Annotated in this window: 22 protein-coding genes and 1 pseudogene; 13 read left to right on the forward strand and 10 right to left on the reverse strand. The window is 58.1% G+C overall.

What is annotated here, in order from left to right; genetic code table 11:
- Positions 1-71: 71 nt before the first annotated feature.
- Complete coding sequence (locus BLU89_RS12780) at positions 72-1,748, reverse strand: cytochrome D1 domain-containing protein (protein WP_074737227.1); 1,677 nt, start codon at positions 1,746-1,748, stop codon at positions 72-74.
- 245 nt (positions 1,749-1,993) lie between these two features.
- On the opposite strand from BLU89_RS12780, the gene BLU89_RS12785 reads away from it, so the two are divergent.
- A complete protein-coding gene (locus BLU89_RS12785) occupies positions 1,994-3,187 on the forward strand; it encodes an NnrS family protein (protein ID WP_074737228.1) in 1,194 nt (397 codons plus the stop codon).
- 2 nt (positions 3,188-3,189) lie between these two features.
- Here the strand turns inward: BLU89_RS12785 and BLU89_RS12790 are convergent, their stop codons facing one another.
- On the reverse strand, positions 3,190-4,296 hold the full coding sequence (locus BLU89_RS12790; RefSeq protein WP_074737229.1) for a Hint domain-containing protein: 1,107 nt from the start codon (positions 4,294-4,296) through the stop codon (positions 3,190-3,192).
- Between the two features lie 248 nt (positions 4,297-4,544).
- Between BLU89_RS12790 and BLU89_RS12795 the strand changes: the two genes are divergently transcribed.
- From BLU89_RS12795 to BLU89_RS21325, 6 genes are read left to right on the forward strand one after another with little or no spacing between them, the layout of a single operon-like run.
- Entirely contained in the window at positions 4,545-4,994 is a 450-nt protein-coding gene (locus BLU89_RS12795; protein ID WP_074737230.1) for a c-type cytochrome, read from the forward strand.
- A gap of 16 nt (positions 4,995-5,010) precedes the next feature.
- Complete coding sequence (locus BLU89_RS12800; protein WP_074737231.1) at positions 5,011-6,378, forward strand: cbb3-type cytochrome c oxidase subunit I; 1,368 nt, start codon at positions 5,011-5,013, stop codon at positions 6,376-6,378.
- Positions 6,378-7,193 carry a CbbQ/NirQ/NorQ/GpvN family protein gene (locus BLU89_RS12805; RefSeq protein WP_074737232.1) on the forward strand — a complete coding sequence of 272 codons (816 nt, stop codon included), beginning with the start codon at positions 6,378-6,380 and terminating at the stop codon, positions 7,191-7,193. The genes BLU89_RS12800 and BLU89_RS12805 overlap by 1 nt, the downstream gene beginning before the upstream one ends.
- Positions 7,194-7,202: 9 nt before the next feature.
- Entirely contained in the window at positions 7,203-9,125 is a 1,923-nt protein-coding gene (locus BLU89_RS12810; RefSeq protein WP_074737233.1) for a nitric oxide reductase activation protein NorD, read from the forward strand.
- Positions 9,122-9,670 carry a cytochrome c oxidase subunit 3 gene (locus tag BLU89_RS12815; protein ID WP_074737234.1) on the forward strand — a complete coding sequence of 183 codons (549 nt, stop codon included), beginning with the start codon at positions 9,122-9,124 and terminating at the stop codon, positions 9,668-9,670. The genes BLU89_RS12810 and BLU89_RS12815 overlap by 4 nt, the downstream gene beginning before the upstream one ends.
- Positions 9,671-9,675: 5 nt before the next feature.
- Positions 9,676-9,963 carry a cytochrome C oxidase subunit IV family protein gene (locus tag BLU89_RS21325; RefSeq protein WP_074737235.1) on the forward strand — a complete coding sequence of 96 codons (288 nt, stop codon included), beginning with the start codon at positions 9,676-9,678 and terminating at the stop codon, positions 9,961-9,963.
- Between the two features lie 14 nt (positions 9,964-9,977).
- On the opposite strand, the gene iolG is transcribed toward BLU89_RS21325, so the two are convergent.
- Genes iolG through iolD form a run of 6 tightly spaced genes read right to left on the reverse strand, consistent with a single transcriptional unit; the run spans position 9,978 to position 16,347 of the window.
- Positions 9,978-10,967 (reverse strand): inositol 2-dehydrogenase, encoded by a 990-nt coding sequence (gene iolG / locus BLU89_RS12825; RefSeq protein WP_074737236.1) that lies wholly within the window; start codon positions 10,965-10,967, stop codon positions 9,978-9,980.
- Between the two features lies 1 nt (position 10,968).
- A complete protein-coding gene (locus BLU89_RS12830) occupies positions 10,969-11,799 on the reverse strand; it encodes a class II fructose-bisphosphate aldolase (protein WP_074737237.1) in 831 nt (276 codons plus the stop codon).
- On the reverse strand, positions 11,796-12,653 hold the full coding sequence (locus BLU89_RS12835) for a 5-deoxy-glucuronate isomerase (RefSeq protein ID WP_074737238.1): 858 nt from the start codon (positions 12,651-12,653) through the stop codon (positions 11,796-11,798). Before BLU89_RS12835 ends, BLU89_RS12830 begins: the two co-directional genes overlap by 4 nt.
- A gap of 12 nt (positions 12,654-12,665) precedes the next feature.
- Positions 12,666-13,643: a 5-dehydro-2-deoxygluconokinase gene (gene iolC, locus BLU89_RS12840; RefSeq protein WP_074737239.1), complete on the reverse strand. Its 978-nt coding sequence runs from the start codon at positions 13,641-13,643 to the stop codon at positions 12,666-12,668.
- Positions 13,640-14,479, reverse strand: a complete 840-nt coding sequence (locus tag BLU89_RS12845; protein WP_074737240.1) for a phytanoyl-CoA dioxygenase family protein — start codon at positions 14,477-14,479, stop codon at positions 13,640-13,642. Before BLU89_RS12845 ends, iolC begins: the two co-directional genes overlap by 4 nt.
- Positions 14,479-16,347 carry a 3D-(3,5/4)-trihydroxycyclohexane-1,2-dione acylhydrolase (decyclizing) gene (iolD, locus tag BLU89_RS12850; protein ID WP_074737241.1) on the reverse strand — a complete coding sequence of 623 codons (1,869 nt, stop codon included), beginning with the start codon at positions 16,345-16,347 and terminating at the stop codon, positions 14,479-14,481. The genes BLU89_RS12845 and iolD overlap by 1 nt, the downstream gene beginning before the upstream one ends.
- Positions 16,348-16,476: 129 nt before the next feature.
- Here iolD and BLU89_RS12855 point away from each other — a divergent pair, with 129 nt between their 5' ends.
- The 3 genes from BLU89_RS12855 to BLU89_RS12865 are packed head-to-tail and all read left to right on the forward strand — an operon-like array spanning position 16,477 to position 19,639.
- Positions 16,477-17,580, forward strand: a complete 1,104-nt coding sequence (locus BLU89_RS12855; RefSeq protein ID WP_074737242.1) for a Gfo/Idh/MocA family protein — start codon at positions 16,477-16,479, stop codon at positions 17,578-17,580.
- A 19-nt stretch (positions 17,581-17,599) separates the two neighbouring features.
- The gene (locus tag BLU89_RS12860; protein WP_074737243.1) at positions 17,600-18,493 is read left to right on the forward strand and encodes a TIM barrel protein; all 894 of its coding nucleotides are present in this window, start codon (positions 17,600-17,602) and stop codon (positions 18,491-18,493) included.
- Between the two features lie 12 nt (positions 18,494-18,505).
- Entirely contained in the window at positions 18,506-19,639 is a 1,134-nt protein-coding gene (locus BLU89_RS12865) for a Gfo/Idh/MocA family protein (RefSeq protein ID WP_074737244.1), read from the forward strand.
- Between the two features lie 2 nt (positions 19,640-19,641).
- Here BLU89_RS12865 and BLU89_RS12870 read toward each other — a convergent pair whose 3' ends face one another.
- Entirely contained in the window at positions 19,642-20,640 is a 999-nt protein-coding gene (locus BLU89_RS12870) for a LacI family DNA-binding transcriptional regulator (protein WP_074737245.1), read from the reverse strand.
- A gap of 187 nt (positions 20,641-20,827) precedes the next feature.
- Between BLU89_RS12870 and BLU89_RS12875 the strand changes: the two genes are divergently transcribed.
- From BLU89_RS12875 to BLU89_RS12885, 3 genes are all read left to right on the forward strand, one after another.
- Entirely contained in the window at positions 20,828-21,778 is a 951-nt protein-coding gene (locus BLU89_RS12875) for a sugar ABC transporter substrate-binding protein (RefSeq protein ID WP_074737386.1), read from the forward strand.
- 86 nt (positions 21,779-21,864) lie between these two features.
- The gene (locus BLU89_RS12880) at positions 21,865-22,989 is read left to right on the forward strand and encodes an ABC transporter permease (RefSeq protein WP_074737246.1); all 1,125 of its coding nucleotides are present in this window, start codon (positions 21,865-21,867) and stop codon (positions 22,987-22,989) included.
- Between the two features lies 1 nt (position 22,990).
- Positions 22,991-23,779 carry an ATP-binding cassette domain-containing protein gene (locus BLU89_RS12885; RefSeq protein ID WP_074737247.1) on the forward strand — a complete coding sequence of 263 codons (789 nt, stop codon included), beginning with the start codon at positions 22,991-22,993 and terminating at the stop codon, positions 23,777-23,779.
- A 41-nt stretch (positions 23,780-23,820) separates the two neighbouring features.
- On the opposite strand, the pseudogene BLU89_RS12890 reads toward BLU89_RS12885, so the two are convergent.
- A pseudogene (locus BLU89_RS12890) lies at positions 23,821-24,306 on the reverse strand (DUF3833 domain-containing protein); the annotation flags it as partial.
- Between the last annotated feature and the right edge of the window lie 18 nt (positions 24,307-24,324).

The raw sequence follows: 24,324 nt of genomic DNA on the forward strand, positions 1-24,324 counted from the left end.
TTTGGCTTATGGGTCAAACGAGGAAAGGGCGGGCGAGGGGCCCGCCCTTTCCGGAGTTGGCTGCGAACCCGTCAGGTGACGTGATTCGACCGGTTGTAGACGTTGAACTTACCGGTCGGAGCAAAGAGCCCCTCGATGCGACCGATTTCTTCCAGCGTCTTGGCGTCGAAAATCACGATCTGACCATTGGGCTCCAGCGAGTCAGACAGGTTCCACTTGGATACCCAGACCTCGGTGCCATCCGCGTTGAACTCGAAGTGAACGGCAGCACTGCCTTCGTCTTCGGTGATCTGGATGGTTTTCACGATCTCGCCGGTCTCTTTCGAGATGACCTGCACTGATTGCTGCACTTCCGGTTCCGGATGTTTGGTCTGGTCAGCCCAGATGTAGTCCGAGTTCGGATGGGTGCGGACAAACAGGCCGGGGCCGTCGGTTTCCACTTCGTAGCAGACCTTCCAGGCATCATCTGGGCGGTTCTCGGGGTCATTCCCCCAGACCGTCACTGTGCCGACGCCAAGGTGTGTCGTGCCAGCAACCGGGCCACAATTCGGGTCGATCCAGTTGGCGCCCGGGCCGGGGTGCGGCAGGGCGGCAGTGTCGATCATCGCTTCCAGCTTGTGGGTTTCGGTGTCGACAACAACCATCTTGTTCGACGCGTTCGCGGCGATCTGGAAGTACCGGCCTGTCGGGTCAAAGAACCCGTCATGCAGGAATTTGGCGCTGTCGATCTTGTCGATCCGCAGGTTATCCAGGTCGGTATAATCGACCTGCCACAGCTGACCCAGTTCTTTCACGGCAACGATCCAGGTGGGTTCGTTCGGGGTAGTGTAGATGGCGGCAACGCGGGCTTCTTCCACGTAATCTCCGTCCACGTTCACACCGCGGGTCGACACAACCTTGACCGGTTCCATGGTCTGGGCGTCAACGATTGCAAAGTGCGGCGGCCAGTAGCCCCCACCGATGACGTATTTACCATCGCCGGAAACGGCAACGTCGCGTGCGTCATAGGCAATCTTGACTTCAGATACCAACATCTTGTCCGGCGTCTGCCAGAGGTCGATTTTGGTCATCTTGCCGTCGCGGCCCATCGTGTACCAGAAGCGACCGGGTTGTTCCGGCTCTTCCAACGCGTGGTGTTCCGACGCTTTCAGAACGTGCACCGCATATCCGGTTGGGATGTGTGTCAGCACCTCTTTGGTGTCGCCGTCGATCACGGCCACTTTGCCCACATCACGCTCGATTACGACAAAGAAGTTTTCCCAGTTGCGGCCGTGCAGCGGCTCGGTCGGGTAGTCGGCTTCTTCGACATAGACTTTGCGGGTCGCCATCATCTGTTCCAGCGACATTTCTGGCGGCTTGGGCGGCTCCATCATGATGTATGTCGCCATGTCCTTGATTTCCTGCTCGGTCATGATGTCCGAGAAGTTGTTCATCCCGCCTTCGGTACCCCAGGCGATAATCTTTTCAAGGCGCTCTTGGCCCAGTTGCAAAGTGCCGCCTTCGGTCACTGTGCCGTCGGTTGCGGTGTTCTTCCAATGAGGTTCAAGGTTCTTACCTGTTGCCCCTTTGCGCAGAACGCCGTGGCAACCCGCACATTGTTCAAAATAAAGCTGCTTGGACGATTCAAAGGCTTCATCGCTTAATGTTGGCTCTTGGGCGAAAACTGGTGCAGCTGCTGAGCCCAGCAGCATCGCCAAGCCAACACCAAGTGTGCGGCTGGCTTTCGTGTAGCTGATTCCAAGTGACATGATCACTCTCCATATGCTTGGTGAGGCAGGTCGAAGCCTGAAACATTGGCGCCGAGTACTCCTTGACGAAAGTCAACGGAAAGGCCGCAATCTGGGGATTGAAGGGTTGAATCGGGTTATAAAAAACAAGAAAAAACCTGTGTTTCAGGGTCATGTTTTCCTCGACGCTTGATTTCGGTTAAGTCCTGCATGAGTCGGCTTTGCTAGACCGGGCTCAATAGTCACCGAGGCCGGGGAGAGCGCGCATGTCGGCAATGATCGCACGGGTACTGGGCGAGGGATTTCGCGTTTTTTTCCTGTCAGCCGGTTTGTATGGCTTGTTCGCGGGTGGCATCTGGGGCGTGTGGTTGGCGACGCAGACCGGGATGATCGGATTCGAAGATCCGACCTACGCCATGAGCCCGCCGATGTGGCACGCCCACGAAATGATCTTTGGATATGCCACGGCCGCTCTTGGTGGGTTCTTCCTGACTGCAGTTCCCAGCTGGACGGGCACGCCAGAGGCGCGGGCGCAATTTATCATGATGGCTGCGGGCCTGTGGCTGGCCGGTCGGATAGCGATGTGGTTTTCGGGCGCGCTATCGCCGGGTCTGGTTGCTGTAGTTGATCTGGCCTTTGTGCCAACCCTGGCCGCAAAGATTGCAAGCCAGCTGATCCGACGCCCCAAACCGCAGAACATGATTTTCCTGCTGTTGCTCTGCTATATCTGGGTTGCCAACCTGTTGACCCATCTGGAATGGGTTGGTGTGACCCGCGATACATTGGATATCGGATTGCGTGCCGGATTGCTCGCGTTGTGCAGCATGATCGCGATACTTGGCGGGCGCATCACACCGGCCTTCACCAGAAACGCGATGAAGCGGGCAGGAGAGCCTGAATCCGCTTGGCCGGTATCGGTTGCGTCCTTCGACAAGGCCGGGATGGCGTTGGCGCTGATGCTGCCGCTGTGCGCGCTGATCTTCGGCCTGAGTCCGATTGCGGGTGGGGTCGCCCTGATGCTGGGGGGCGTACAGATCCTGCGCATGGCACGCTGGCGCGCGCGCTGGGCGCTGCGCCAGCCGATCCTGATTGCCCTGCATCTGGGTCTGGGTATGCTGGCGCTCGGGCTGATCCTGTGGGGGCTGGCGGTTCTAGGTATCGGCAGCGAAATCGGAGCCTTGCACGTTCTGGGCATAGGCTGCGTCGGGGGTATGACCCTTGCCGTGATGAGTCGGGCCGCCCTTGGCCATAGTGGCCGCGCTCTTGTTGCCCCACCGCCCATGGTGGTCGCTTACGGGTTGATGGCGATTGCGGCTGTTCTGCGCTGGGTCGGCTCTGTACTCAGCGAGGGGTATCTGGTCGCGATGCTGGTTTCGGACGGGCTGTGGATCAGTGCGTTGGCCCTGTATTTGATTGCGATGTGGTCTGCCCTCGTTAGCCCGAAGGCGGTCGCGTCCTAGGCTCAGATCCTGTCGATCAGCGGTTGGTCATTCTTCAGGTGCCGGCGGACCATGTGGCTTGCCTGCTTGCCTTTGGTCGGAATGTGACGTGCAGAACCCGGCGCGTGGCCCGGCAAGCCCAGCTCGGGGAAAAGTTCGATGATTTCAGCCCGCGCCTTTGCCCCGACACTCTTGAGGGCTTCGGGTCCGGTGAACAGACTTTCCGAAGGCGCGCCTTCGGCTGTAATGATTTCGTGGCGATCAAACAGCATATGATAATAGGTCACGCCATTAGCCGAGTCATCGACGGTTATACCCGGTACGCCGACCAGCTTGTTCGCGGGAATCAACACTTCTTGCGCGTTGAACATACGGACCGCAATGGTCGAGCGGACCAGCATCCGGTGTTGCGGCGAAACCTTCAGATCGCGAAGTGGCAGGCCAGCCCCCAAGGCGCCGGCCCTAATGGTAATGGGCCGCAGGCGCGGTGCCGCGGCCAGTTCGGCGCCAGTCAGACTACGCGCCCCAATCCAGCGAATGGGCTGTGGGCCAAGATCGGCAGTCAACACCAGATCACCTTTGGCAAGGGTTTCGATGGGCTTGTCACCTTCGGGCGTTGCGATCATCGTTCCCGCGGCAAAACAAGGGACGTCAACAATTGCGCCAGGGTCTGTCGTATCGGGCGCATTGTCCGGCGTTACGTTTGATCGAACGAATGAGTATGCGGTTCCGGGTGTCAGTGGTTCGGACGTGATGTACCCGACAAGATTGCCCTCGACCTCGACGCGGAACACATCAATGGTTCCACCACTCGGATTGGTCAGGCTATAGGATTCCTCAAGGTAGATTGCGCCCGAGTCAAAGGTCACCGAACCGTCCAGATTGGTTACTACACCGTTCTGGGTCAGGTCGTCTCCAACCTCGTTGTTGAAGCGGTCACCGTTGAAATCGGTACCGTTATCAGGATCGCCGTTTACAAGGGTACCACCAGCGGCATCCTCGACATCAAAGACACGTCGGTCGGTATCTGGATCATAGCTACCACTTAGTGTGATCGTTCCGGTGGAGAACCCTGTAAAGCTGACCGATATGACCCCCGGCGCATAGCCGATATATGAATAGTTCGCCATGTCTTACACCTTCACTCGTCCTGATAATCGGCAGCGCCGCACTATTTCCACTAAATCTGTATATATAACCAGGCATCGAAAACAAAGTTTCAAGGCGATTTCAGGACATTTTGTTGTTTCTGACGTTTTTTTTAGCCGTCAGCGATAGCTTCCAGCCTTACTTGATGAGGCTTGACTTTCGTTAAGGCACTTCACGCGTTCTGACGTCATTTTGCTCACACCAACAAAGCGGCGCAAAGGAGAGCGCAATGCGAGACGTCATGACAAAGAGCATGGCCCGCAATATATTTTATGGCGGGTCATTGTTCTTCATTCTAATCTTTCTGGCCCTATCGGCCCATTCCCATTGGTACATCGTCAATTCTGAGAACTCGGCGAAGCTTGATGAAAGTGTGGTTCGGGGCAAACACATCTGGGAAAAACACGCCTGTATCAACTGTCACACAATCATGGGTGAAGGTGCCTACTTTGCGCCCGAGCTTGCAAATGTGATGACACGTTGGGATGTCCTGGACGACCCGGAATCGGCCTTTGAATCCCTCAAGGGCTGGATGGAGGCGCAGCCAACCGGCATTCCCGGTCGCCGGCAGATGCCCAATTTCAACCTCAGCGACGACGAGATCCGTGATCTGGCGAACTTCCTGATCTGGACGGACAACATCGACGCTCAGGGCTGGCCGCCCAACGAGGCAGGCTGAGAAAGGGAACGGAGCAATGAAATACGAATCCCAAAAAATTGCCTATGCCTACTTTGCGGTAGCTATGGCCCTGTTCGCGATACAGGTGATCGGCGGCCTTCTGGCCGGTTTCATCTATGTATTCCCGAATTTCCTGAGCGAGCTTTTGCCGTTCAACATCGTGCGGATGCTGCACACTAACTCACTCATCGTCTGGCTGATCCTTGGCTTCTTTGGGGCCGCATACTTCCTGATCCCGGAAGAGGCGGAACGCGAGATCCACTCGACCAAGCTGGCCTATCTGCAGCTGATCATTCTTGTGGTCGGTACGTTGGGCGTGGTTGTCACCTATGTGTTCAACCTGTTCGAGGGCAACTGGCTGCTGGGCAAAGAAGGGCGCGAGTTCCTTGAGCAGCCCAAATGGGTCAAGATGGGTATTGTCGTGGCCGCGCTGATCTTCCTTTACAACGTGTCTATGACTGTTCTGAAGGGCAAGAAGACCGCCATCACCAACATCTTGTTGCTGGGTCTTTGGGGTCTGGCGCTGTTGTTCCTGTTTGCCTTCTACAACCCGGGCAACCTCGCCCTGGACAAACAATACTGGTGGTATGTTGTCCACCTTTGGGTTGAAGGCGTGTGGGAACTGATCATGGCCTCGATCCTGGCCTATCTGATGCTGAAGCTAACCGGTGTGGACCGCGAGGTTGTCGAGAAATGGCTCTATGTCATCGTCGCAGCCGCGCTGTTCTCGGGTATCCTTGGAACGGGCCACCATTACTACTGGATCGGTACACCCGCATACTGGCAGTGGATCGGGTCGATCTTCTCAAGCCTTGAGGTGATCCCGTTCTTCGCGATGATGGCCTTTGCCTTCGTCATGGTCTGGAAGGGCCGTCGTGACCACCCCAACAAGGCTGCACTGCTGTGGTCGCTGGGTTGTGCCACGTTGGCCTTCTTCGGTGCTGGTGTCTGGGGCTTCCTGCACACACTGCACGGGGTGAACTATTATACCCACGGCACGCAGATCACCGCGGCTCACGGTCACCTGGCTTTCTATGGTGCCTATGTATGCCTCAATCTGGCGATCTTCACTTATGCGATGCCGATCCTGAAGAACCGCGATCCGTATAATCAGGTTCTGAACATGGGCAGTTTCTGGCTGATGACCAGCGGCATGGTCTTCATGACCTTCGTGCTGACCTTTGCCGGTACCGTGCAAACGCACATGCAGCGTGTTGTAGGTGACTACTTCATGGATGTGCAGGATCAGGTTGCCATCTTCTACTGGATGCGCCTTGGATCTGGTGTGGTCGTGGTTCTTGGTGCGCTGTTGTTCATCTACTCGATCTGGGTTCCCCGGAAAGAGATTATTGAGCCCGGCGCAGCCGAAACCCCTGCGGAGTAATGGATATGGATGGCTCCATACAACTGGGTAAGGGGGCGGCTGACGCCCCCTTCTACCTGCCCCAGGGCGACGAATGCGATGTGTTCGCCGCCGCTTATTCCAACAACCTGCCGGTTCTGCTGAAAGGTCCGACGGGCTGTGGCAAGACGCGCTTTGTCGCCCACATGGCCGCCAGCCTTGGCCGCCCCCTTTACACCGTGGCTTGCCACGACGATCTGGCCGCCGCCGACCTGATCGGCCGCTACCTGCTGAAGGGCGGAGAAACCGTCTGGGTCGATGGCCCCCTGACCCGCGCGGTGCGCGAAGGCGCGATCTGCTACCTCGACGAGGTGGTCGAAGCCCGCAAGGACGTCACCGTCGTGCTGCACCCGCTGACTGACGATCGGCGCATCCTGCCGATCGACCGCACCGGCGAAGAGCTTGAGGCCGCGCCCGGTTTCATGCTGGTGGCCTCGTACAACCCCGGCTACCAGAACATACTGAAAACCCTGAAACCCTCGACCCGACAGCGCTTTATCTCGCTGGAATTCGATTTCCCATCGCCCGAGATGGAGGCCGAAGTCGTCGCCCAGGAAAGCGGGCTGGCGCTGGAGCGCTGCAAGCCGCTTGTGCGGTTGGCGGGCAAACTGCGCGGGCTCAAGGGTCAGGATCTTGAGGAAGGCGTTTCCACTCGTCTGGTCGTCTATGCCGCGACGCTGATCGCACAAGGCATGTCCACCGACCGCGCCATCCTTGCCGCTATGATCGAGCCTCTGACAGATGATGAGGATATCAAACGCGGGCTCCTCGATCTTGTCACGGCTGTCTTTGGGTGAGGCCGGCCGATGGTCAGGATCGATTTTGAGCCATGGGAACCCGAAGAAACGATCGGGAAACTGTGGCACACCCTTGCCAGTCGCCTCGATGCACCTGAGGTGCATGTTGGAGCCGCGGTCGACCTCTCAGAGGTCGCGGGGCGGCTGGCAGTCCTCTTCCGAGGGCTTGGGGGTAGTCCGGGCGTCGAGTTGCGCCCGGTCTCACCCGAGATTTCACGTCACCGCCTAAGCTGGCGCCGTCGTCTGGGGACCGAGGCCGAGATAATGCCCCGTGCCTCATTCGATGGTGAGGTTTTGCGCCTGCCGGACCGGCTGGCGGTCTTTCCTGCGCGCGAGGCAAATGGCGCGCTTTACGTTTGGCTGGCTGCCGCTGCTGCCCATGCCGGAGCCCGAATAGACGAAGACGATCCATTGCGCGCAGACCTGCGCGCGTTGAACGCCGCCCGACTTATGGTCGAGGCGTCACTGCGCAACGCGCCCGGTTTGCGTCCGCTATATGCTGAACTTTGCAAGGGCGTTCTGCATCACCGTGACGTTCCCGGTCTGCCACCTGTCGAGGCCGCGGTTGAAGAGCTCGTCCGCCACATGCTGGGCGATCCGGTACCGTTGTCGCCGAAAGCTGAGCAGCTGTTGGCACTGGATGATGACCTGACCGCCCCGCGCGGTTATCAGCATTTCCGTCCTGTCCCGTTGTGGCCCGAACTGCGCGCCGTCGGATTTTCCGAACATAACGAGGTCGAAAACCCCGATACCGAAGGCCCGCCCGAGGAATCCGGAGAGAAAACGCACCGCGCCCGCCGTCGCAAATCGGATCAGGCCGAGCGTCAGGATAGTCTTATCCTGCACAAGTTCGAGGCGATCCTCAGCTGGGCTGAGTTTCTGAATATCAACCGACGCATCGACGATGACGATCCCGACAATGCCAAAAAGGCCGCGGACGATCAGGAAGAGATCGGCCTGGGCCAGATCTCCAAGGCGCCGCCGACCAAGCTGAAACTGCATCTGGATCTCGCACCCGAAGATGTGAACCGAGAGCGTCTGTCAGGCCGCATTCTCTATCCCGAATGGGATGTGCGGACAGGGCGGTATTTGCCCGATCACGTCAACGTTCTGTTGTCTGATGCCGATATCCGTGAGGATGCAGCCGCGTTCGGAAAAGACCCCGCCACTGCGCGGCGCATCCGTGCTGTCAAGCGCCAGTTCGAAGCCTTGCGCCCGGGCCGCGTCATGACCCGCGGCCATCTGGATGGCGACCAACTGGATATTGAGGCCGCCGTTCGGGCACAGGTTGACCGCTGCGCGAATGGTGAAGGGACCGAGCGTGTCTGGATGCAATCCCGCCCTGAGGCCCGCGATCTGGCGGTCTCGATTCTGCTGGATGTCAGCCGCTCGACCGAAAGCGCCGTCACCGGCCGCGCTGTGATAGATATCGAACGCGAGGCGCTGGCCGCGCTTGCCTGGGGCCTGAATGCTTGCGGTGACGATTTCGCCATCCATGCGTTTAGCTCACTGAAACGCCAACGAGTCTACATCCAACGCTGCAAACGGTTTGATGAGCCGATGGGCGGATTGGTCGAACAACGTATCGCCTCGCTGCGGCCCGGCCACTACACAAGGCTGGGGGCAGCGATCCGCCATTGCTCGTCTGATCTGGCCAGCCAATCCCGCAAACGTCGGTTGCTTTTGGTGATCACTGACGGCAAACCCAATGATCTGGACCATTACGAGGGGCGTCACGGTATCGAAGACACCTGTATGGCCGTCCGTGAGGCGCGCCGGGCCGGGCAATCGGTTTTCGGCGTCACCATCGACAAGACCGGCAAAAGCTGGTTTCCCCGCATGTTCGGACAGGGTGGTTTCGCCGTCATCCCTGACCCGCACCGCCTGACCATGGCTTTGCCGCAGATCTATCGCCAGCTGGTCGGCGCATGAGCGACACCTCTCTCATCGACGAGCTTCCGGGCGAGTTGCTGATGTGGGTGCTCATCATTTCCGAACTGCTGGTGTTCGGCGCGGGTCTGATCGCCTTCATGGGTGTCCGGCTGACGGATCCGGCAGGCTTTGCAGAGGCGCAGTCGCATCTTTATCGCACAGGAGCCGCCTTCAACACGGCGGTGCTGGTAAGCTCGGGTTACCTCGCCGCGCTTGCCCTGTACTGGCGTCAGGCAGCACGTCGCGGCAAAGCACGTCTTGCACTGGTCGGGGCGGCGCTTCTGGGGTGTGTGTTCCTGATCATCAAGGGTGCCGAATACGCGGACAAGGCTGCGCAGGGGATCTCGTTCGAGTCCCACCCGTTTTTCATGTTCTATTACCTGCTGACCGGTTTTCACGCCGCCCATGTGCTGGCCGGGGTTGTTATCCTGCTATTCGTTGCCTGGCGCGATGATGCCCACAACATCGAAGCGGGCGCCCAGTTCTGGCACATGGTTGATCTGGTCTGGATCATGCTGTTCCCCGTGATTTACCTGCTGGGATGAGTGATATGCCAACCACTTCATCTGTTTCCCACCACTCTCGCAGGAGACACCCCAACGTGCTGACCCGCGCATGGCTCGGTCTGCTTGCACTGAGCGTTGCATCTGCTGTGCTGACTATGTTGCACGCGCCTGCGGCGCTGATCGGCGCGGGTATCCTGATCCTTGCATTGATCAAATCCCGGATCATCCTCGCGCGTTATCTTGATCTTTCGACCAGCCCGGCATGGCTGCGAGGCTTCACGATGGTGTTGACGGGATTTGCGATCGTGGTTTTTGCACTCTACCTGATGTGATCATCGATAAGTTTTTAGTCAACGTTGATCACACGACCCCGGACAAGCGACTCTGCGGCGGCGTCGGCCAGAACCTGCGCGCGCAACCCGTCCTCGATCCCGGGAGTGAGCGTCTCGGACCCATCCACCGCGGTAACGAAATGCACCACTTCGGCGCGGTAGGCAGCCTCGTAGCGCTCCAGAAAGAAATGCTGCGCTGGGGCCTTGCGAAAGCCTGAGGGCGTGGCGATTTCGACCGTGTTCTCCAGCATGTTTTCTGCACGCAACATGCCTTTCTCGCCATGCACCTCGATGCGTTGGTCATAGCCATAGCTGGCGCGGCGCGAATTAGAGATCTGGCAGATCTTGCCGCTGGCCGTGGTCAGGGTGACGGCTGCGGTGTCGACGTCTCCGGCCTTGCCGATCTCAGGATCAACCAGCGAAGATCCAACTGCGTAGACGCTGATCGGTTCTTCACCCAGCAGGAAACGGGCCATATCCAGATCGTGGATCATCATATCGCGGAACAACCCACCCGAACTTTTGATGTAACTGATCGGTGGGGGGGACGGATCGCGCGACAGGATGGTGACGATCTCGACATTTCCGATTTCTCCGTTGGAGATTCGGGATTGGATGTTGGCAAAGTTGGGATCAAATCGTCGGTTGAAGGCAGTCATGAAGGGGATGCCTGCAGCCTCGACCACTTTGATGCAATCGCGGATACGGTCGGCAGACATGTCCACCGGTTTCTCACAGAAGATCGCTTTGCCCGCCCGCGCCGCCTGATGGATCAGGTCGAAATGGGTGTCGGTTGGGGTTCCGATGACCACCGCATCAACATCCGCGCTTTCGATAAGGTCTTGTGCCGAGAGGACGTTTGCACCGGTTCTGTCGGCCAGCATTTGAGCTGGTTCCGCGAATGCGTCCGCTACTGCGCTAACCCGCGCGCCGTCGATCTGCCCGATCGAGCGCGCATGAACCTGCCCGATACGTCCGCAGCCCAGTAAACCGATATTCAGCATCTCATGCCCCCTTGAAGGCTTGCAGAACCCGGCGTGTCGCCTCAACAACCGGCTCATGCGTTTCTTTCAGAATCTGTACGCGGTCAAAACGTTCGGGATCGGCATTCACTGCCGTTCTCAGCGCCTGACCAAAGGCCATGCGCAGTTCGGTTCCGATGTTGAATTTGCAGATTTTTGACCCGCGTGCCAGTGCCGTACGCTGTGCGACCGGAACACCCGACCCACCGTGGATAACCAGCGGAACCTGGGTCACGGCTTCGATGGCGCGGATGCGGGCCTGGTCCAGACCGCCTTCTTTGTCTTGTTGCAGATGCACGTTGCCGACCGAGATCGCCATCGCGTCGACGTCGGTCTCACTGGCGAACTGTGCTGCCTCATCCGGGTCGGTCCCGTCCGATCCTTCACCGCCGGAATAGCCGACAAAACCAATCTCGCCTTCGCAGGAAACGCCAGCGGCATGGGCCATCTCGGCAATCGCGGCCGTCTCAGCGATGTTCTGCGCCAATGCTTTGCGCGAGCCGTCGAACATGACCGAGGTGAAGCCGCTGTCGATGGCGGTCCGGCATTCCTCATGGGTGTAGCCATGGTCCAGATGGGCCACCACAGGAACGCTGGCCGCTTCGGCCAGATGGCGGAACATCTTGCCCAGAACCGGCAGTGGCGTGTGTTCACGACAGGACGGCCCGGCCTGCAGAATAACGGGCACGTCTTCGGCTTCGGCGGCGGCCACATAAGCGCGCATATCCTCCCAACCCAGCGTCACCAACCCGGCCACGGCATAACCGTCGCGCAGCGCGGGTTGCAGGACGTCCGATAATGTCACAAGGCTCATTTGAACTTGGCCACCATGTCCATAATGCCCGGAATAGTATGCAGTTGGGCTGCGTGGGTCGGTTGGAAATACTGTTTCAGAGAACGCTGGCTGAGGCCGCCGAGGATGGTGAAATAATACATCTCATAACCCGGCAAAACTGCACAGGGGTGATAACCCTTGTCGATCATGATGGTTGAGCCATCCATGATGTGATAGGCATCGCCCGGTTTGTTGTCCTCGCGCTGCAGCATCTGAATGCCCGAGCCATAGTTGGGCCGAAAGCGGAAGTTATAGGTCTCGTCATGGCGGGTCTCGATCATCTCGCCATCGTCGCCTTTGCGGTCGGTGTCGTGCTTGTGGCTTGGAAAACCGGACCAGCCGCCCTGACCGACGGTGTAAAGCTCGGACACCAGAAGGCGGCCCACTTTGTCGTGATGGTTCGCACCGAGGATGTGTTTGATCTTGCGATGGGTTTTTGTGTCGTCCGAGCCATATTGTACCAGATCCAGCTCGGGCACGCGGACATCAAAGGGTTCGAGTACGCGGTCGAACTTCGCGCCTGCGATGAAGGTTTCGGTTTCGTTCGTTACGCAGGTGATGCGGACCTTGGCACCCACGGGCACATAGACACCCTCGGGATCGCCATCCCAAACGTCGATAGTGCGGTTGCCCAATTTGGAATAAACTGCACCATCCACGTCTACTTCGACGGTGCCGGTGGCGGGTACGATGCAGGTCTCATATCCGGGCACCGCATATTCGAACACCTCGCCCTTCTTCAGTTTGACGATGTTGAAATAGTTCAGCGGTACCAGATCATGGTCGGCATCGACGATGGGTTTGTTCTGGTTGTCATGGGGCGCGATATGCATCTGCGTCTCCTTTCAGGTATCCGTTGGACCCGGGTGTTGGGCCAGAAAGTCGTCAAGTTCAGGCGTGGTGGGCATGGCCCCGGCGCAGCCGGGCTTCGAGACGACAATGGACGCGCAGGCCGACCCGCGCAGTACCGCGCCGCGCATATCATGTCCCGCTGCGATCGAGGCCAACAGACCGGCCAGAAAACTGTCGCCGGCACCGTTGGGCTTCACCGCGGTGACCGGGTAGATGCCGGTGCGGATTTCTTGCCCATCGGTCAAGGTAATGGCCCCTTCGTGGCCCATCTTGTAGATCACCATTTTGCCTTTGGCGGCCAGCTCGCGGGCTTTGTCCAAACCCTTTTCGATGCCGCCTGCCATAAAGCCAAACTCTTCGTCATTGCCGACGATCAGGTCGCTTTCGTTGCCTGCACGGGTCAGGACCTCTGAGGCGATTTGCGGCGACGGCCAGCTATAGGGGCGGTAATCAATATCGAATATGACAGGCAGGCCAGCAGCGCGGGCGTTTTCAAACGCGCGGAACGTGGCGGAACGCGAAGGCTCTGCCGCAAATACCGTTCCCGCCGTGATCAGGGCAGAGAACGCGCTGTAGTCTACCGCATCCATGTCCGCCCCGGTCACCTGAAAATCGGCGGCGCCGTTGCGGTAGATGACGTTCTGGAAATCCTCGATGCAGCTTTCGTATACGGCCAAGGATGTACGCGCCTCGCCACCCACAGCGCGGACATATTGCGTTTCCACGCCATAATCCTGCAGTCTGTTCACGCAGAATCGTCCCACCGCATCATCCGAGACGGATGTGACCAAAGCCGCTTGCGACCCAAGTTTTACCAGCCCGGCACAAATATTGGCGCTCGATCCGCCCAGATCGGCGCGAAACTCTATTGCGTCCTCGCTTTTGGTCCCGATGGGGTTGGCGAACATGTCCATACCGGCCCGGCCAAACACGGCGAAGCGGTTGCCTTTTATGCCTTCGATCAGAGTCACGTGCGCCCCTCGGTATTGCCTGCCCGCGCAGTATCCAGCACCTCGGGATAGGGATAATTCAAACCCAGCAATTGCCGTATATCGGGGCTCGCCCGATCGAGGAATTCCTGTGGCAGCGCGGCGGGCATATCTTCCATCGGTTTGACCCATTTGGGCAGGTATTGGATCAGGATCGCGCTGCGGTCGTGATCGGCCTTGTTCGGCATCGCACAATGCCATGTCACGCCATAGAACAACGCGACATCACCGGGCTCACCGGTCATCTGCGCGCAGTTTTCATAGAACTTATCTTCGGGGGTCGGATAGCGCAGCTCTTTCTGCGATCCCGGCACATAGCCGGTCGCGCCGCTTTCTTGGGTGAATGGGTCCAGCAGGACCGAGACTTGCGCGTTCATCGGGAATGACCCGTTCAGGCCGACAGGATGCGTTTCGGGGCTGTGAAAGTCCCAATAGGGATAGTCTACATGGGGTTCTTGCCCCGGACCGCCCGGCAAGATGCGGTTGGCGGCGATCGAACCCATGATGAACTCGGTCCCCAAAAATTTCCGCAGAATCTTCATCAGAACCGGATGCGCGGCCATGCGGCAAAACACGTCGCCCTTCGCCAACAGGTTCCAGACCCGTCGTTGCAGGCTCAGTTTGCCATCTTCTTCAGCCGCCCCCTGAAAGTGGGTCACCTTCTCGGCAGCTTCCTCGGAATGTTCCATGACGATGGCTCGGGCCTCGGCGATTTCCTCGGGTGTAAACAGGCCCGAGATGCCAACAGCTCCGCCGCCGTTCAGCAGTTCATTGACGATGACGTCAGGATCGGCTGTTTCTGCTGTAAACCGTTTCATTATATGCCCTTACGCTGTTTTTCGCGGGTGGTTTCCCACTCGACATGCGCGTTGCGCACGTTTTCATCCGCCGAGGTGTGGGGCGTTCCGACCTCCCACCACGTATGGCCTTCAGTGGTCCAGCCGTCATAGGCGTCCACATCCATTACGATCACATAGGTCTTGTCGCTGGCTTTGGCGCGCTTGAACGCTTCGGCCAGTTCTGCCGGGTTCGCGACCTTTTCGCTGGTGGCACCCATCGAGGCCGCGTGTGCCGTGAAATCAACGCCGAACGGTTCCGGGATCGTCGGGCAGTCTGCCAGCAGGTTGTTGAAGCTCTCATTGCCTGTATTGTTTTGCAGCTTGTTGATAACGGCAAAGCCACCGTTATCCAGCACCAGTACGATCATCTTCTTGCGGCTCAGGACCGAGGAATAGATGTCCGAGTTCAGCATCATGTAAGAACCGTCACCGCAGAAGGTGATGGTGTCCTTGTCGGGTTCCCGCTCGGACTGGGCGATGCGCGCGCCCCAGGCGCCCGCGATCTCGTAGCCCATGCAGGAAAAGCCGAACTCGACATCAACCGTGCCGATATCCAGTGTGCGCCAGTTGGCGGTGACCTCGGCTGGAAGTCCCCCGGCAGCAGCGACCACCCGGTCGCGCGTGTCGCAAAGCTCGTTCACCACGCCGATGGCCTGAGCGTAGGAATTCGGGCGGTTTCCGTGGGACACATTCTCGGCCACATAGGCATCCCACTTGCGCCGTTCCTCTTGCGCCAGCGAGAGCCAATCTGATGAGGCGGTATAGTCAATTGCCTGTGTTAGAGCCCGGATCGACTTTTTTGCATCCCCAACAACCGGCAGAGACATGTGCTTGCCTGCATCATGGCGTGCCGCATTGATCGAGATGAACTGAGCGTCCTTGGCAAAAGCGGTCCATGAACCGGTGGTGAAATCCTGCAACCGAGTTCCTACAGCGACAATCACGTCCGCTTGCTCGGCAATCGCATTGGCACTGTCCGATCCGGTGACACCGATTGGACCGATATTCAGCGGATGAGTCGCCAGCATATTGGCGCGCCCTGCGATGGTTTCGACCACTGGGATCTGATGCTTTTCGGCAAAGTTGGTCAGTTCGGTGACAGCTTTGGAATACTGAACACCGCCACCTGCAATAATCATTGGGCGCTTCGCGCCTGCAATCGCGGCAGCCGCATCGGCGATTTCATCCGCATCAGGCGATTGGCGGCGAATGCGATGCACTTTCTTTTCAAAGAACTTCACAGGATAGTCATAGGTCCACCCCTGCACGTCCTGCGGTAGACCGAGGAAAGCAGGCCCGCAATCGCCCGGGTCCAGCATTGTCGCGATTGCGGCGGGAAGAGACTGAATCACTTGCGCCGGATGCGTGATGCGATCCCAGTATCGGCTGACCGGCTTGAACGCGTCATTTACGCCAAAGGTTGGATCGTTGTAGTTCTCCATCTGCTGCAGAACCGGGTCAGGCAGACGGGTGATGAACGTATCGCCGCACAGCATAAGCATCGGCAGGCGGTTGGCATGGGCCAGTCCGGCCGCGGTCAGCAGATTCGCAGTGCCGGGCCCCGCGCTGGCGGTGCAGAACATAAATCGCTGGCGCAGCCATTGCTTGGCATAGCCTGCTGCGGCGAATCCCATGCTCTGTTCATTCTGCCCTCGATACAGCGGCAGCTCCTCCCGGACCGAATTCAGCGCCTCACCCAGACAGGTCACATTGCCATGGCCGAAAATCCCGAAACCGCCGCCACATAGGCGATATTCCTGTCCATCGATCTCTATGAACTGGTTTGACAGCCAGCGAATGATCGCCTGCGCCGTTGTCATGTAAACGGTGTCGTGTTGCGCGGACATGTCTGCGGGCTCCTTTGGGAAATTTACGGTGCTGTGCCGAATGCAGCTTGCGAGAGTCCTATTCTCACGATACAAGTTTTGCAACCGGTTGCAAATGGTTTTCAAGAAAAAGCGGAGGAGGGCGTCGGAATGGCAGAAATCGGTATTGGCATTCTGGGCGGCGGATATATGGGCAAGGCCCATGCGGTCGCCATGTCCTCGGTCGGGGCGGTGTTCAACACTGCCTTGCGCCCGCGGTTAGAGATGGTGTGCGCGTCCTCACCGGAAAGCGCTGATCGATACCGTCAGGCCTATGGTTTCGCCCGTTCGACTGATGATTGGCGTGTGCTGGTGAATGACCCGAGGGTCGAGGCCATCGTGATCGCCACGCCTCAGGAAACGCATCGCGAGATCGCACTGGCGGCCTTTGCGCTGGGCAAGCCAGTTTTGTGCGAAAAGCCCTTGGGGGCGTCGATGGAAGATGGTGCCACCATGGTGGCCGCAGCGTCGGAATCAGGTCTGCCGAATATGGTTGGTTTCAACTATATTCGCACGCCCGCCAGCCAACACGCCCGCCGGTTGATCGCCGAAGGAGAGATCGGCGATATCACATGGTTTCGGGGCGAACACACGGAAGACTTCTATGCTGATCCACAGGCCCCCGCGACCTGGCGCACGACGGGAATGTCCAACGGGACAATGGGTGATCTGGCGCCGCATATGATCAATGCCGCGCTGGCGTTGATCGGGCCTATCACGCGCGTGATGGCCGAGGTTGAAACGGTTCACAAAAGCCGTCCGGGTGGTGAGGTGGACAATGATGATCACGCCCAGATGATGGTGCGCTTTGCAAACGGGGCGATGGGATCAATGTATTTCAGCCGCATCGCGACCGGGCGCAAGATGGGTTACGCGTATGAGATCAGCGGAACCAAAGGCGCGATCCGCTTTGATCAGGAAGATCAGAACGCCCTGTGGCTTTACCGCATGGATGGGCCTGAGGCCGAGCGTGGATTTCGCAAAATCCTGACCGGCCCGGCGCATCCCGATTATGAGCCGTTTTGCCAAGGCCCCGGCCATGGCACGGGCTATCAGGATCAGATTATCATCGAAGCGCGGGATTTCCTGCGCGCGATCGAAACTGGAAAACCGGTTTGGCCGACCTTCCGCGACGGGCACGAGGTCAACCGGATCGTTGCTGCGGCGCTGTCGTCGTCGGAGGATGAAAATTGGAAAAACATCGAAGATTTCTGAGCATCGGAGACAAGACAAGATGAGCATCAGAATTGGCAATGCGCCCTGTTCCTGGGGCGTGGAATTTGCGCAGGATCCGCGCAATCCGCATTGGAAAACCGTCCTCAGCGATTGTGCCGAGGCGGGGTATAAGGGTATCGAATTGGGCCCGGTGGGGTTCATGCCCGAGGACCCTGCGGTTCTGGCCGATGCGCTGACCGAGCATGATCTGGAACTGATCGGTGGTGTGGTGTTCCGCAACTATCACGACCCGGATGCGTGGGAAGATGTGCTCGATGCCACTCATCGCACCGCGCGCGCATTGAAAGCACATGGGGCGCAGCATCTGGTGCTGATCGATGCAATCTCACCCCGTCGCGCACCCACAGCTGGCCGCGCTGATGAGGCAGAACAGATGGATAAGGTCGAGTGGACGGCCTATCGCGACCGGATCACCGAAAGCGCACGCATCGGGTCCGAGGAATATGGGCTGACGGTGGGCATGCACGCCCATGCGGCAGGTTTCATGGACTTTGAACCTGAACTTATCCGTCTGCTGGAAGAGGTTGATGAAAACCTGCTGAAAATCTGCTTCGATACCGGGCATCACTCTTATGCAGGGTTCGATCCGGTTGGCTTCATGCAGCGTTACGTTGACCGGATCTCGTATATGCACTTCAAGGACATCTCACCGACGGTGAAGGCGGATGTCATCGCCAATCGGACAGGTTTCTACGATGCCTGCGGGCAGGGGATTTTCTGCAATCTGGGTGAAGGCGACGTGGACTTCCCGTCGGTCCGTCAGGTGCTTCTGGATGCAGGCTTCACCGGTTGGTGTACGGTTGAGCAGGATTGCGACCCAACGCTTGATCCCGATCCTGTAGGCGATGCGCGGAAGAATCGCGAATACCTTGAATCCATTGGTTTCAATTGAGGAGGCCAGACCATGACCAAGCTGAAATGGGGCATGATCGGTGGCGGCGAAGGCAGCCAGATCGGACCGGCGCACCGTCTGGGCGCGCTGGCGGACGGGCACTTCGAATTCACCGCCGGAGCGCTGGATCACAGGCCTGATGCCGGTCGCGAGTATGCGCAACGGTTGGGCATCGCGGCGGACCGTGCCTATGGCGATTGGACCGAGATGTTGGCCGGTGAGCGTGGTCGCGACGACCGGATAGATCTGGTCACGGTGGCGACACCAAACGCGACACATTTCGAGATTACTAAGGCCTTCCTTGAGGCAGGCTTTAACGTGCTGTGCGAAAAGCCCATGACCATGACCGTGGAAGAGGGCGAAGAGATCGTCAAAGTCGCCGAGAAATCCGGGAAGATTTGCGCGGTAAACTATTGCTATTCGGCCTACCCGATGGTGCGGCAGGCCCGGGCAATGGTACGCGCAGGTGAATTAGGCAAGGTTCGCTTGGTCGTCACCAATTTCAGTCACGGCCATCACGGCGATGCGACAGATGCCGACAATCCACGCGTGCGCTGGCGTTATGATCCTGCGATGGCGGGCGTCTCCGGGCAGTTCGCGGATTGTGGTATTCATGCAATGCACATGGCCGGGTTCATTGCCGATGACGAGGTTGAAACCCTGTCAGCAGATTTCGCATCAACCATCGGCAGCCGTGAGTTGGAAGATGATGCAATGGTCAATTTTCGGACTCAAAAAGGCGCGGTCGGTCGGCTCTGGACGTCCTCGGTGGCCATCGGTCGCCAGCATGGGTTCGATATTCAGGTGTTCGGAGAAACCGGTGGTCTGCGCTGGGCGTCAGAGCAGCCGAACCAATTGATATATACACCCGTTGGTGGGCGCGTGCAGATCATCGAGAAGGGTGAAGGCGGTTTGCACGAAGAAGCGCAGCGCCTCAGCCGTGTTGCCATTGCGCATCCCGAAGGGTTCCCTCTGGCGGTTGCCAATATCTATTGCGATCTGGCAGATGCGATTACAGGTGAAACCCGCGACGGGCTGCCCAATGCCGCAGACGGCGTGCGGTCGATGGCGGCGGTGCACACTGCGGTCGAATCTGCAAAACGGGGCAGCGCATGGATGGATGCGCGGCCGCCGATGTTCCGTTAACTTTAAGCGACGGGGCGCAACGTGCCCCGTTCCACAACCGAGCATGGGAAAATCCGAGCCTCAGGGTATCGGTCGGGTTCGTTCAGCGTTGCCACCATCAATTCGATCGACGAACTGACGATCTGGCGGATCGGCTGGTGAATGGTGGTGAGATCGATATTCTCCCACCGCGCCATTTCCATGTCATTCAGGCCGATTATGCCGATATCTTCGGGCACGTTCAGGCCGCTGTCCAGAATTGCGGACAAAACCCCGATGGACAACACGTCATCTCCGCAGAAATAGGCATCGGCCCGTTTAGATTGCAGCAATCGCAGCATTTCCCGGCGACCTGCATCGAACGAATATGCATCGGCAAACGAGCAGTTCACCCCGATATGTGGGTGCTGCTCCATTTCCGACATAAAACCCGCATGGCGATCCTGCGTTGATGTGGCGGCCTCGGGGCCGCCAAGGAAGGCCACCTTGTCATACCCGCGTGTAACCAGTTCACGCGCCGCCATGCGTCCGCATTCCACGTTGTCGATCCCCACCACATGCACCTGTGGCGACGAAGAGGACCGGCCAAAACTGTGAACCACCGGCACCCCTGCATCGCGAAAAGCTTTGGCAAAACCCGGCGGCAAAGTCGAAGACGCCACCACTACGCCATCAACCGAATACTGACGCAGCATCCGGACCGAGTTTTCCGGGTCTACCTCATCTGTCAGGTTCACCAGCAACGGGCGCAGACCCCGGTCTTGCAGTCCCCGGGTGAAAAGGTCGAAAACTTCCAGAAAAATAGGGTTGTGAAAGTTGTTCGACACCAGCCCAATGAGTTTGGTCCGCCCTGTCGTCAGCGATGATGCCAGCGCGTTAGGGCTGTATCCAAGCTCTCGCGCGGCCTTTTCGACCTTGCGGCGCATTTTGTCAGAAACCGAGGCCCCATCCGTGAAAGTGCGCGACACTGCGGACCGGGATACCCCCGCGCGTTCTGCAACCTCTTTCAATGTGACAGCCATATTCCGTCTGACCTTTCTAAGTGTTTAGCAGTCCTATTACCCGTATTCTCTGGCAGATACAGTATGAAACACTTCCGAGATGTTTTGCAACCGGTTGCAAAAAGATATCAGATATGCTCTAAATCGAGTCGGAGAGGTTCGGAGAAAAACCTCGTTCCGGGAAAACGATGTGTTTTGGGAGGACATTATGACTTCACTGACGAAGAAGCTGGCGCTGGCCGCTGTCGTCGCAGCGTCGCCGCTGATCGCAGCCACGAGCGCTGCGGCAGAGGGTGAGAAATATATTCTGGTTAGCCACGCACCAGATAGCGATAGCTGGTGGAATACCATCAAGAACGGCATCGCGCTGGCAGGCGATCAGATGGGTGTCGAGGTTGAGTATCGCAACCCGCCCACAGGCGATCTTGCCGATATGGCGCGGATCATAGATCAGGCGGCTGCCTCGGGTCCAAACGGGATCATCACGACGCTGGCCGACTATGACGTGCTGAGCGGTCCGATCAAATCGGCCGTGGATTCGGGTATTGACGTGATCATCATGAACACCGGGACCCCGGATCAGGCGCGCGAAGTTGGGGCGCTGATGTATGTCGGTCAGCCCGAATATGATGCGGGATACGCTGCGGGTGTACGGGCCAAAGGTGACGGAATCGGCTCGTTCCTGTGCGTGAACCACTATATCGTACAGCCTTCCAGCCAAGAGCGATGCCAGGGTTTCGCGGATGGTTTGGGGATCGAACTGGGTGATCAGATGATTGACGCCGGTCAGGACCCCGCCGAAATCAAGAACCGCGTCCTGGCCTATTTGTCGGCGAACCCGGATACCCAAGCGGTTCTGACATTGGGCCCAACATCTGCTGACCCGACCATTCTGGCACTCGAAGAAAATGGCATGGCCGGTGACATCTATTTCGGCACATTCGATCTGGGTGGCGAAATCGTCAAAGGCATCAAATCCGGCGTGATCCAGTGGGGCATCGATCAACAGCCCTTCCTGCAGGCCTACCTGCCGGTTGTTGTTATGACCAACTACCACCGCTATGGTGTTCTGCCCGGCAACAACATCAACTCGGGCCCCGGATTTGTAACCGCTGACGGTCTGACAAAAATCGAAGAATTTGCTGGCGAGTACCGCTAATTCTTGCAGCGCGGGCACCCTGAGCACGGGGTGCCCGCCCTGACTTTCAAACGCAAATTCACTGCTTAACTCGGAGGGGCGTTCTAATGAGCGAGTCTGCTCAAAACTCGGCTGTAACCGACGAACGGATCAAAGAGATTTCTCCGCTGCGCAAGGCGATGATCCGACCGGAACTTGGCGGAATGGTCGGCACGGTTGCCGTGTTCACCTTTTTCCTGCTCTTTGCTTTCGACAGCGGAATGTTCAACGCACAGGGCATGATGAACTGGTCGGTTGTATCGGCTCAATTCATGATTATCGCGGTCGGGGCGTGCCTTTTGATGATCGCGGGTGAGTTTGACCTGTCTGTCGGATCGATGATCGGTTTCTCTGGCATGATGATCGCAATATTCTCGGTCACGCTGGCCTGGCCGGTCTGGATGGCCATTATCGTCACCTTTGCGATGGCCGTTGCGATTGGCGCATTGAATGGCTGGATCGTGGTTCGCACGGGGCTGCCCAGCTTTATCGTGACATTGGCCTTTTTGTTCATTTTGCGGGGATTCACGATCTTTCTGCCGCAGGTCATCGAACGCAAAACGATCATCGGTGGCGTAAAAGACGTGGCTGAAGGCGACTGGCTGGCGCCAATCTTTGGGGGCAAGGTACTTCAGGGACTGTTCAGTTGGTTAGGTGATGCAGGAGTTATCGCGGTGTTCGAACGCGGTACGCGCCAGGGTCAGCCTGTTGTCGATGGTATCCCGATGCTGATCGTCTGGGCCATTGCGCTGGTTATCTTTGGTCATGTGCTGCTGACCAAAACCAAGTTCGGCAACTGGATTTTTGCGTCTGGCGGTGATGCCGAGGCTGCCCGAAATTCGGGTGTCCCTGTGAGCAGGGTTAAGATCCTGATGTTCATGTTCACCGCCTTCTGCGCCACTGTATTCGCGGTCTGTCAAGTTATGGAGTTTGGTTCCGCCGGGGCCGACCGTGGCTTGTTGAAGGAATTCGAGGCGATCATCGCGGTTGTCATTGGTGGTGCGCTTCTAACCGGAGGATATGGCTCGGTTCTGGGGGCTGCGCTGGGCGCGTTGATCTTTGGCGTGGTACAGCAGGGCCTGTTCTTTGCAGGTGTCGAAAGCTCACTGTTCCGGGTGTTCCTGGGTGTGATCCTTTTGGGCGCTGTGATCCTCAACACCTATATCCGCCGCATCATCACAGGGGAGCGTTGATATGAATCCCGAACATGCACCCATCATCCAGATGAAAAACATCGAAAAGCACTTTGGCAGCGTGATCGCGTTGGCAGGCGTGTCCGTAGATGTTTTCCCGGGCGAGTGTCACTGTCTTCTTGGCGACAACGGCGCTGGCAAATCAACCTTTATCAAAACCATGTCGGGTGTTCATCAACCCACTCATGGTGAGATTCTGTTCGAAGGTAAACCGATGCATTTCGCGGATCCGCGTGATGCAATCGAAGCCGGGATCGCAACCGTGCATCAGCATCTGGCGATGATCCCGCTGATGTCGGTCTCTCGTAATTTCTTCATGGGTAATGAGCCTGTTAAGAAAGTCGGGCCTATCCAGCTTTTCGATCATGATTATGCCAACAAGATCACGATGGAAGAAATGAAGAAGATGGGCATCAACCTGCGCGGACCCGATCAGGCGGTTGGCACGTTATCGGGCGGTGAGCGCCAAACGGTCGCCATTGCGCGTGCTGTGCATTTCGGGGCCAAGGTGCTGATCTTGGATGAGCCGACCTCAGCCCTTGGTGTGCGCCAAACAGCCAACGTGCTGGCCACCATCGACAAGGTGCGCAAGCAGGGCATTGCGGTTGTCTTCATCACCCACAACGTCCGACACGCGCTGGCGGTAGGGGATCGGTTCACGGTTCTGAACCGGGGCCAGACGCTGGGTACGGCGCAGCGCGGACAGATCACCCCGGAAGAGCTGCAGGACCTAATGGCCGGCGGACAGGAGATGGTTGCACTGGAAGGAAGCTTGGGCGGAACCGTCTGATCCAAATGCACCCCGCTGGTGAAGCTGGCGGGGTGACTATTTTTCTCAAAAAATAAAATGACCTCACCCAACCTAACGCCATAGCGTGAGACATAGGCCCGGTTCAGCAGCCGGTCATCTGACAACAGCCACATCCAGTCGTCGAAAGTGACGCGCATGGTGCCGTCCTTGATGGGCAGGTCGATCTTGTACTTCCAATTGAACGTATCACCTCGTTCAACACCGTTTGCTATGCCCAACACGCCAGGTGCGGAGCCGGTCCAGCTGTCTTCGCCTGTCTTGGTCAGGGTCCAGACCCGCTGCTCGGTCGCGCCGTCATCATAAACGAAATCCTCAACAAGCGTCAGTGTCTCACCGTCCCAGGTGCCATCAATGTCGACCGAGAAGCGGCGTGGCACGTTGCCCAGTACATCCTGAAACTGGCCATAGGCGACGGTCTTGCCTTCAAAGAACTCTTCTAGATTCAACTGGCGATCTGACAAGAAGGTCTTCGGCACACGCGGTTTAGCCGAGCAGGCGGCCAGCATTGCTAGCCCCAAAATAGC

This window comes from Ruegeria halocynthiae (assembly GCF_900106805.1).
In the GTDB taxonomy this organism is placed as follows: Bacteria; Pseudomonadota; Alphaproteobacteria; order Rhodobacterales; family Rhodobacteraceae; genus Ruegeria; species Ruegeria halocynthiae.